Genomic DNA, 385 nt, shown 5'->3' on the forward strand with positions numbered 1-385 from the left:
GTTTCAGGTTGCGCCTCAATAGCGGAAAGCCCCCCTCCCCGCAACGCAACAATGGGGAAGAGTGGGGAGACCGGGCACAGCGATGATAGCCTCGACTTTCAACAAGACTGTAGGAACCCGGCCGCCTCATCCGTCCTAGGCTGGCGAACCCGCCAAACGGAGCCAGCCAAATGTCTTCATCGAGCAGCGTCAGGAAAGCCAATATCGTCACCGAGGGCCTTGCCTTCGGCGAGTCGCCGCGCTGGCATGACGGCCGGCTCTGGCTGTGCAACTGGGGAACCGGCGAGATTGTCGCTATGGCCGAGGACGGCAATAGCGAGGTCATGCTCACGGTGCCGGCCGTCCTGCCCTATTCGATCGACTGGCTGCCGGATGGGCGATTGCT

General features: G+C 62.3%; 1 protein-coding gene. It reads left to right on the top strand.

Annotated elements, in window-relative coordinates; translation table 11 throughout:
• Positions 1-170 precede the first annotated feature (170 nt).
• Positions 171-385, top strand: a 215-nt coding sequence (locus EN859_RS35705) for a DUF4915 domain-containing protein (RefSeq protein WP_245525880.1), incomplete at its 3' end; no start/stop codon positions are given.

The organism is Mesorhizobium sp. M00.F.Ca.ET.216.01.1.1 (assembly GCF_004010325.2).
In the GTDB taxonomy this organism is placed as follows: Bacteria; Pseudomonadota; Alphaproteobacteria; order Rhizobiales; family Rhizobiaceae; genus Mesorhizobium.